The organism is Burkholderia semiarida (assembly GCF_029268935.1).
In the GTDB taxonomy this organism is placed as follows: Bacteria; Pseudomonadota; Gammaproteobacteria; order Burkholderiales; family Burkholderiaceae; genus Burkholderia; species Burkholderia semiarida.
This window is the reverse complement of sequence record NZ_JAHLCL010000001.1, coordinates 745679-754231: the sequence shown is the minus strand read 5'-3', so window position 1 is coordinate 754231 and position 8553 is coordinate 745679. Positions and strand designations below refer to the sequence as shown.

General features: G+C 63.2%; 11 protein-coding genes and 2 pseudogenes. 9 read left to right on the top strand and 4 right to left on the bottom strand.

Translation table 11 applies throughout. From position 1 onward, the window contains the following. Nucleotides 1-184 (bottom strand): annotated as a pseudogene (locus KPB06_RS03500) (sel1 repeat family protein); the annotation flags it as partial. Nucleotides 185-339: 155 nt separating this feature from the next. Between KPB06_RS03500 and KPB06_RS03495 the strand changes: the two are divergent. The 3 genes and pseudogenes from KPB06_RS03495 to KPB06_RS03485 all read left to right on the top strand — a co-directional run. After that, a complete protein-coding gene (locus KPB06_RS03495) occupies nt 340-537 on the top strand; it encodes a hypothetical protein (RefSeq protein ID WP_041489705.1) in 198 nt (65 codons plus the stop codon). A 105-nt stretch (nt 538-642) separates the two neighbouring features. Further along, nucleotides 643-945, top strand: coding sequence for an H-NS histone family protein (locus tag KPB06_RS03490; RefSeq protein WP_011695180.1), 303 nt, complete (start codon nt 643-645; stop codon nt 943-945). 310 nt (nt 946-1255) lie between these two features. Continuing rightward, a pseudogene (locus KPB06_RS03485) lies at nt 1256-2145 on the top strand (IS3 family transposase); the annotation flags it as partial. Nucleotides 2146-2687: 542 nt separating this feature from the next. Here KPB06_RS03485 and KPB06_RS03480 read toward each other — a convergent pair. Further along, the gene (locus KPB06_RS03480) at nt 2688-3407 is read right to left on the bottom strand and encodes a Bax inhibitor-1/YccA family protein (protein ID WP_011695182.1); all 720 of its coding nucleotides are present in this window, start codon (nt 3405-3407) and stop codon (nt 2688-2690) included. 252 nt (nt 3408-3659) lie between these two features. Continuing rightward, nucleotides 3660-3950 carry a hypothetical protein gene (locus KPB06_RS03475; RefSeq protein ID WP_041489706.1) on the bottom strand — a complete coding sequence of 97 codons (291 nt, stop codon included), beginning with the start codon at nt 3948-3950 and terminating at the stop codon, nt 3660-3662. Nucleotides 3951-4241: 291 nt separating this feature from the next. Here KPB06_RS03475 and KPB06_RS03470 point away from each other — a divergent pair, with 291 nt between their 5' ends. After that, nucleotides 4242-4370 (top strand): hypothetical protein, encoded by a 129-nt coding sequence (locus tag KPB06_RS03470; protein ID WP_256868958.1) that lies wholly within the window; start codon nt 4242-4244, stop codon nt 4368-4370. Between the two features lie 218 nt (nt 4371-4588). On the opposite strand, the gene KPB06_RS03465 is transcribed toward KPB06_RS03470, so the two are convergent. Next, on the bottom strand, nt 4589-5053 hold the full coding sequence (locus KPB06_RS03465) for a hypothetical protein (RefSeq protein WP_011695185.1): 465 nt from the start codon (nt 5051-5053) through the stop codon (nt 4589-4591). A gap of 716 nt (nt 5054-5769) precedes the next feature. Between KPB06_RS03465 and KPB06_RS03460 the strand changes: the two genes are divergently transcribed. The 5 genes from KPB06_RS03460 (at nt 5770) to KPB06_RS03440 (ending at nt 8407) form a co-directional block, all read left to right on the top strand. Further along, complete coding sequence (locus KPB06_RS03460; protein ID WP_256868957.1) at nt 5770-5901, top strand: hypothetical protein; 132 nt, start codon at nt 5770-5772, stop codon at nt 5899-5901. 60 nt (nt 5902-5961) lie between these two features. Continuing rightward, the gene (locus KPB06_RS03455) at nt 5962-6789 is read left to right on the top strand and encodes a DUF932 domain-containing protein (protein ID WP_011695186.1); all 828 of its coding nucleotides are present in this window, start codon (nt 5962-5964) and stop codon (nt 6787-6789) included. 73 nt (nt 6790-6862) lie between these two features. Further along, nucleotides 6863-7528 (top strand): LPD29 domain-containing protein, encoded by a 666-nt coding sequence (locus KPB06_RS03450; protein ID WP_011695187.1) that lies wholly within the window; start codon nt 6863-6865, stop codon nt 7526-7528. 23 nt (nt 7529-7551) lie between these two features. After that, the gene (locus KPB06_RS03445) at nt 7552-7833 is read left to right on the top strand and encodes a hypothetical protein (RefSeq protein WP_240690349.1); all 282 of its coding nucleotides are present in this window, start codon (nt 7552-7554) and stop codon (nt 7831-7833) included. 112 nt (nt 7834-7945) lie between these two features. Beyond that, nucleotides 7946-8407 (top strand): hypothetical protein, encoded by a 462-nt coding sequence (locus KPB06_RS03440; protein ID WP_011695189.1) that lies wholly within the window; start codon nt 7946-7948, stop codon nt 8405-8407. Nucleotides 8408-8553 lie beyond the last annotated feature (146 nt).

The following is an 8553-nucleotide window of genomic DNA, read 5'->3' as shown; positions in this document are numbered from 1 at the left end:
CCATTTCCTCGAGGCCGAACAGGTAGAAACTGCCGAGCGCCTTCTGCGCGTTCAGGTCGCCGCGTTCGGCGGCCTCGCGCATCCACTTGAGGGCCTGGTAGCTGTCCTGGCGCACGCCGTCGCCGCGGAAATAGCGCAGGCCGAGGTCGTAGGCGGCCTTCGGCTGGGTCTTCGCGGTTTGCTCGTGGTCTTACGGGGAACCAGCTAGCATATCGAGGTCGAAACGCGACATTTCTAAACGGCTAGAACACGACATTTTTATAAAGCTACTACAATGTACGAGTTCGTTAAGTTTAGTTATGTAAAATAGTTCGGATTGCTATCAAAAAGGTGGGCAACATGGAATTGGAACCTCGGAGCATTCTCTCGCCCGGAACAGGTTTGCTGGAGATCTTGGGCTACGGCATTGCCTGGATCGCTGTTGTCACAGCACTTATCTATCTTTTTGGAAGGATCAATCGGACTGCTGGAATAGCCGCCGGGATTGTCGGTATGGTCGGCGGCCTCGCGACACTGCTGCCGCACTTTCTAAAGTGAAATAAGGGACGCTCGACTCACGAAGCGACATAAACCGCTTTGGCGCGCGGATATAATGAACCGCTCTCTCCGGAGCTATCTCTCAAAGGAAACTTTTCCACATTTATGGCTACCTATCTCGAGCTGAAGGCCCAAGCAGAGGCGCTGGCACGGCAAGCCGAAGAAGCGCGGCTTGCTGAGCTTGACAGCGTCATCACCACGATTCGCGAACAGATCGCCGAATACGGCATCACGCCCGACCAACTCTTCGGTCGCCGGCGTGCAGCAGCGCCGAGCGCACGTGCCCCGATCGCACCGAAGTATCGTGATCCGAAGACCGGTGCCACCTGGAGCGGACGTGGGAAGGCACCGCACTGGATTGCTGATGCGAAGAACCGCAATCGATTTCTGATTTCGGACGCGGAATAACGCCGCGGAAATTGACGTGCCGGGCCCGGCCGCTGCCGGGCACTCGACCTCATCAGCTTGAAATCTCGTGCTGATCGTCGACATCGTCGCGTGTGTTCGAGTTCGCTCCAGCGACGATTTCCCGATGAAGCCGGGCGGCCGCGATCGGCGAGTCGACGGTGGCATGGAGAGATGTTCCATCCCATAGCTCGACGACCCACTTGTCGCGTACACGGCAGACACCGATCGTCCAGCCGCTGATGACCTGAGGCGTTTCTTGTAGCCATTTGGCAAGTGAGTTCTCTTTTATCCTAGAGGCAAGGAGAACTCGATGAAGAAGCGATTTACCGACGAGCAGATCATCCGCATCTTGCGAGAGGCCGAGAGCCGGGATGAGCCGGTGAAGGATCTGTGCAAGCGCCACAACATCTCGGAACAGACCTTCTATCGTTGGCGCAACAAGTTCGGCGGGATGGACGTGGCTGACGCGCGTCGACTTAAGGAGCTGGAATCGGAGAACGATCGGCTCAAGCGCCTGATCGCCGAGCAGATGCTGGTGATCGACGGCCTGAAGGAATTCAGCCGAAAAAAATGAGCACCCCGACGGGCCGGCGCGAAGCGCTGGAAGTCCTGACTCGGCGGGGGCTCTCGCAACGCAAGGCATGTTGCTACCTGGGGCTGAGTCGCCGGGTGGCAACCTATACGCTCAAGCAACCGGAGAAGGATCGGAGCCTGGGCGAGCGACTGATCGCGGCTGCTCAGGAAGTGCCGCGCTTCGGCTACCGGCGGATGTCGGCTTGGCTGGCGCTGGGCGAATCGCGCGTGCGGCGAATGTGGCGAGCCTTGCAGCTCAACATTCCGCGGCGGCGTCCTCGCCGTCGTCGTTGTGGTAACGACATTCGCCTGCCCGGTGCGACACAACCCAATTCGGTATGGAGTTACGACTTTGTGCACGATCAACTGGTGGATGGGCGGGCGTTGAAGATGCTTTGCGTGATCGACGAATACACCCGCGAGTGCCTGGCGATCGAGGTCGACGCCAGCCTGCGGTCGCAGGATGTGATTCTGACGCTGTCGCGACTGATGCGGCTGTACGGCAAGCCCGCATTCGTTCGGTCGGACAACGGCGCCGAATTTACCGCTGCCAAGGTCATGCGCTGGCTGCGAGATGCTGAAATCGGCCCGGCCTTCATCGCGCCCGGCAGTCCGTGGCAAAAGGGGTGCCCTTAATTTCCGCGCATTTTTCCGGTCAGCCGCCTTTAGGCCCAGTAAGGCTTTGTCTTGCGGCCCGAATAAATATCCATATAAATCAACGTGATACTGTCTACCCCCTTGCTTGACGGGTCGTGGTCTTTGTCGGCAGGTTGTGTCGACCCGAAATTCCATCACTGCCAGCTTGCAAGCAGCCCCGAAAGGGCCTTCTTGTTAGGCTCGCTGACTGGACGACGCGATGGCGTTGTCGGCCGCGGTACTCGGCAGGATCCGCTTCGCATAGGGCGCCACTGGGAAATTGAAGGTGCCGCGCAAGTTGATACCTTCCATATGAGTAGGAGCGATTCGCCGCAGCTGGTCTGCTTCGATCGGTTGATGCCCGACTCGCCGCGCTCGAGGCGTCGGGCGGCGTCAACGTTAAAACCAAACCGACGTGATGTGCGACCGGTGGCGGGCGGCGGGGCCAGATTCATCCCGGCCCCAGCTTGCTCCGGCGGTGATCCCGCCGGGGCCCGCCGCACGGCTCCCTGTCCCGATCCGCAAGCGCTCGCCTAGCTGCGGCGGCTGCCGAAGAGCCGCATCAGCATCAGGAACAGGTTGAGAAAGTCGAGATAGAGCGCAAGCGCTCCCATGATCGCCTTCTTGCCGGCGATCTTGCCCTCTTCGCCCGCTATGTAGATACGCTTAATGCGTTGCGTGTCGTACGCGATGAGTCCCGTGAACACGAGCACGCCGATCACGGAAACGACGAACTGCAGCGCCGACGAAACCAGGAAGAGATTCACGAACCCCGCGATGATGATGCCGATCAGCCCCATGAACAGAAAGGAGCCGAAGCGCGAGAGATCGGCCCGTGTCGAATAGCCATAGAGGCTCGTTGCACCGAACGTGGCCGCGCTGATGAAGAACACGCGCGCAATGCTCTCGCCCGTATACACGAGGAAGATGCCGGAAAGCGAGAGCCCGACCAGCGCGGCGTAGGCCCAGAAACTGATCTGCGCCGCGCCGAAGCTGATGTGCTCGATGCGGAAGCTCAGAAACATGACCAGTGCCAGCGGTGCGAGCAGTACCACCCAAAAGAGGGGCGTTCCGGCGATCGACCGGTAAAACCCGGTTGATGCGCCGAAGTACGCAACGGCGCCCGTCAGCGCCAGGCCCCCGGCCATATAGTTGTAGATGTGCCGCATATACTGCCGAAGGCCGACGTCGTCGCCGCCCAATACGCGCTGCGACTCTTCTGCTCGCGCTCCCTGCCGAAAGTCGTTGCCCATGATCGGTTCTCCTCGGATGGCAGTCGTGGCGGCCGCGCTTCGTCGTGGCCGTTCCCGTGATCAATCTCGCCCTTCGGGTCACCGGGCACATTGACGCACATCAAGCCCATTCGGCGTCGCACCCGCTCTACAGGGCCGCGCGCGCGCCCGAATTGCAGCGCACGAAGCCGCGGATCTGCTTAAGTTGTGTCAAGCCGCGCGCGATACGCACCGGCATGACCTGCCGCATCCGGCTCGGTTGACGCATCTCAATCACCGCGCCCGGAACACGGATATCGTGGCGCGAGCGCTCGTGAATCGCGGCAGCGCGAGCGCGATCCGGCGTCCCCGGACGTCGACAGCGGTTTCACCCAATCTGAACACGGGCATTTCCATGAAACGCAGCACACGGGATTCGGATCGAAGCTCACCATACGAGTCGCCCTCCACACCGACCTCGGGAGAATCCGGAAGCGCGCCGCGATAGCGGGGTTGCCCATGCTGTGTGATGTAGATCGGATATTTCATTAACCGCTCCCGGCTGAAGAACGTGACGAACGTCATCGTGCATCGCGCGGGCTCGTCGAGTCGGTACGCTGAAGAACAGTCTCCGGGAAGCGTTCCGTGGTGCGCTGCACGTCGTTCAAACACCGGATCGCCCGATATTTCGCTATCCGGTCACGCAAGCGCAGCGCGCGCGATCGAGGTACGGCACCGTACCGATCGGCATGGCGATAGGGCGCACGCTCGCATCAGGGCTTCTGCCCCTGTTGCCAGAACGCCCAAGACGACCCGAGATGCAGTGCGCCTCTTCGCTCATGCGCCAGGTTGTCGTCACCGAAACGCAGCGTAACCATGAATCCCATCACACTCGTGTTATCTGCCGCGTTCGTCCTCGCGGCATTCGCCATCGGCGCGTGGGGCCATCGGCAGCAACAAGGTACGGGCGAGTTTCGCATGCGCGGACTGCTGGTGTCGTCGTGATGAAGGTCCGCGTCGATTCGACATGGCGATCTTTCGTCAAGCCTCTCAATGGGCCTTGGGTGCTGCTCTGAAGACACGGAGCGCGCGTAGACACCAGCGCAGCCACGTTGAGCGCTGGCCCCCCTGATCGTTGAGATGCTGAGTCGGGATCCGCGTGCGGCCTTTGTCTTCGACGATACGGTGTGGATGCATGGTGGTTTGCGAGGAAGGGAGCGAACTCACTGTTCAGCCAGCTGCTCGAGCTCGTCTAGGTCGCCGAAGAAGTCTTGCTGCCCGGGTATCGGCGCCGGCGGCCGCCGTGCCGCGCGCGGCCGCGGGTGGCCGGCGCGCCTCAACGTTCGCGCGATCGCCTGCAGTTGCGCCCACAGGTGGTCCGCCTCGGCAGCCGACAATGTATCAGCCGCCACCTCCAGTGCGCTGACGAGCGACTCGAGCTGCGCAGGCGCGGCGGCCAGCGTCGTGCGTGCATCCGTGCGCCGCTGGCCCTCTCGGTAGACCTCGAGCCAGCGCGCGAGCGCTTTGCGCTCGTCACGGCTCAGTGCATCGAGCAGCTGGGCCGGTATCGGCCCGTCGGCGCGAAACGTGCCGAGCACGTGTTCGCGCCGACGCCCCCTGGTCCGGGGCGGTGTGGGAGGTTCGACGCGCAGCACCTTGATGAGGCGTCCCTGTTCTCGAATGAGCATCGACTCGTCTCTGATTTCACACGATCACACCAAAGCATAGCGCAACCGCGTGTCGCGTTGATGCCGCGACACGCGGACCTGCCTATCCAGTCTCGCGGCCTTGGGGCCGCGAGAGGGGGCGCTCGCCGCCGGCGAGCTCGCCCTGCTTCGCGTATCCACATGCCTTCTGCCGCCGCGCTCCCCGTTCCACGCGTTCGTGTGGGATTTGCCGTCGGCCCTGGGCGCCTCCCTTCGCTTCGCTACGGGCCGGGCTTTCGCGCTGCGCGTCGAGCCTCGCAGCGCGAGTCTCGCCCCCTTCGGGCTTCAATCCCTGACGCAAACCCGATACCCCCTATACAGCCGGGGCTCCGCCCCGATTGGGCGCTCGCCGCGCGGCGAGCCGGTGCTGTCTCAACTTTTCGCGTACCGCCAGCCCCTGAGCTCGCCGTCCCAAACGCGACCGTAGCCCACCGTCGTTCGCATTCAAGGGTCCGCTTCGCCGGCCGCGGCACCCGTTCGGTGCTCGCCCTACGGGCTGCGCTCCGCGTGCGGCTTTGCGACCGCTCTTGAACACGCCCGCCGGCAGGCTCCTTCAGTCGCGGGACGACGAACTCAGGGGACTGGCGGCAGCAGTTCTGCCGAAGTCCAGGCAGCACCGGCACAACCCCTACGTGGGGACTCGGAATCTTGGGTCCCGGTCGGCCTGAAGAGCAAACCAACCGCAGATGGAGGTCACGATGGAAACGAACCGACTGCACCATTGGATAGTAGTCCTGCACTGTGCGTACATGGAATACACGTACACGCCGTGGGATGGACGGAACTACTACCGGCGCACCGTCGCTTACGACTACGTCGTCTGGTGTTGACGGACGCCAGCGAATTCCTGAACGACCCGCATCGAACCTGAATCTTCAACGGAGAAAACCATGCAACTCGCAACCAAGTTTGGCAGTAACGCCCCGATCCTTCGCTCGAACACGCCGCTCTCCGATGAGCAGATTCGTGAGGTCGCGCCGTCGATCTTCGCGGCCGACAAGCACGACTCACGGTCGGACCGCTACACGTACATTCCGACCATCGAGATCCTCACGAAGCTGCGCGCAGAAGGGTTCCAGCCCTTCATGGTTTGCCAGACCCGCGTGCGCGTCGACGCGAAGCGCGAGCATACGAAGCACATGCTCCGGCTGCGTCACGCGTCGCAGGTCGCGTCGCCGGAAACCCCGGAAATCATCCTCCTCAACAGCCACGATGGGTCGAGCAGCTACCAGATGCTGGCCGGTTACTTCCGGTTCGTCTGCCAGAACGGTCTCGTATTCGGCGACACGACGCACGACATCCGGGTGCCGCACAAGGGCGACGTCGTCGACCACGTCGTCGACGGCGCGCACGAGGTGCTCGACGGGTTCGACCTGATCCGCGAATGCAAGAGCGAGATGGAAGCCGTGCAGCTCGATGAAGGCGAGCAACAGGCGTTTGCGCGGTCGGTGCTGGCGCTCCGGTACGACGTGACCGAAGCGCCCGCGCCGATCACCGAGGATCAGCTGCTTCGCGCGCGTCGCACCGAAGACAACCGCCCCGACCTCTGGACTACGTTCCAGCGCGTGCAGGAGAACGTGATCAAGGGCGGATTGCGTGGTCGCTCGGCCACTGGTCGTCGGATGTCGACACGCGGTGTGACCGGCATTGATCAGGATCTCCGCCTGAATCGCGCCATGTGGGTGCTCGCCGAAGAGATGCGCAAGCTGAAGGGCTAAACCGAATGCGCCGGCGGCCGCCGCCGGCGCCCTCGCCTCACGTTGTCCCGTCCACCATCATTCGAGGTTCAACATGTTCCATCACATTGCAGATCGCCATACCCAAATTTCCGAGTCCGTCCGCGCGCGGGTCAGCCGGGAATCCGCCACCGCGCCCGCGGTGCTCGCCGACGTGCTGACGCTTGTCGAGACCGCGCAGTTGGTGCAGAGCGTGTTGCGTGAAGGGTTCCCCGCGACGTCGTTCGCGGTGCGCGTCGCGAAGAACGAACACGGCACGCAGCTGAGCATCGAATGGACCGACGGCCCCCGAGACGTGCAGGTTGCGCGCCTTGTGATGCCGCTGCAGGCCACGCGTCTGGCAGACGGCGGTAGGGTCGAGCGCGTCGAACACTTCATGTTGACGTCCAGCGGCCGGCAGACGGTTCGTCTCGCTGCAGATCGGATCGCGCTGTCGCGACAGTTCAGCGATCGCGCGATTGAGCGTGCGCTCGCGCGGCTCGCGTCGCGCTACGGCGATCGGCTGGCGCCGGACGTGCGCGCCTCGATGACGGTCGACGGATATCGCGCGGGGAACCTGCAGCTGCTCGAGGTGATCGGCGTGCACCGGGCGGGCAGCCTTCGCTCGGGGTCCAACGTGCAGATGGATGTCGCCGCAATGCTTGCCGAGACCTCCGACGTGCACGGCTTTCCCCGTTCGGCCACGGCCGCGCGACTGTTCGTACGGCGCGATGTCCACTGACCGGAATCCCCAAGGAGCGAATGATGACAGCGATCGAAACTGCCGCAATTGAAGCCGCCCGCGCGTATGGCCTTCAGCTGCGCACCGTGCCGGATTGGAACGACGAGGACGGGAGCGAGTGGGCTCGTGCGCGCAAGGCTGGCCGCGAGCAGCTTCTGACGGCCCTGGCCGCCCTGAGCGACGCAGATGCATTGCGCGTCATTCTGGAGAACCCTGGTGTCGAGCCTGACGGCGAGACCCCGTTCGAGCTCGTGAAGGTTCACGAGGTGCAGGCGTGGCGGGAGCGTCCCGACAGTTCCCGGTGAGCTGACGCCGATCGTCGCGCACTTGGTGATGATGGATGGTGCGCGATCTCACATTTTGCGGGGCAGCCGGCCGTCGTGGTTCCGCTACCCCGAGCACGACCAGGAGACCCCAATGAATCAGCTTTTCCTGAAGATGCCCAATCTGCATCGCGTCATCGACCGGGCGCACGCCGATCTGATCGCGCGCGGCGCGGCGATCGCCGCCGAATGTGGTCTAGTGCCTTGCGGGCCAGTGGGATGGACCAACGGTCGGCGCGATGCCGATCGTATCGCTCTGGTCGTATACCGGCCGAGGCACGGCGGCGGAGAAAGATATGGCGTAACAAGATTCTTTGACGGCCAGTACGCGTCGGCCGACTGCGTACTGCCGGAGCATGCCACGCGTGCCCTTTTGGCCGCTACGCGTGCGGAATTTGAGCGTATTGGTGCGGCCGACGCCGCGCGAGGTGCGCATATTCCGCTCGACGCGAGCGTCGAGGACTCCGACGGTGCATCGATCGAGCTGCTCGCGAGCGACGTCGACGTGCAGAGCAAAGACCGGCGCTTCGAGCCGCAGCAGTTGGCGCTGTTCTGACGCTGCAGTACCTCACTCTGCTCGGCCGTCGTATGGGCGAGTTTGCGCGGCGGCCGCTCTCGCGGCCGCGCTGACGGAATCGCGATCGCGCCGCGCGATCGGAGATCGCTGCGGCGCTCATGACCAGGACGCAGCACCGTCGGTCC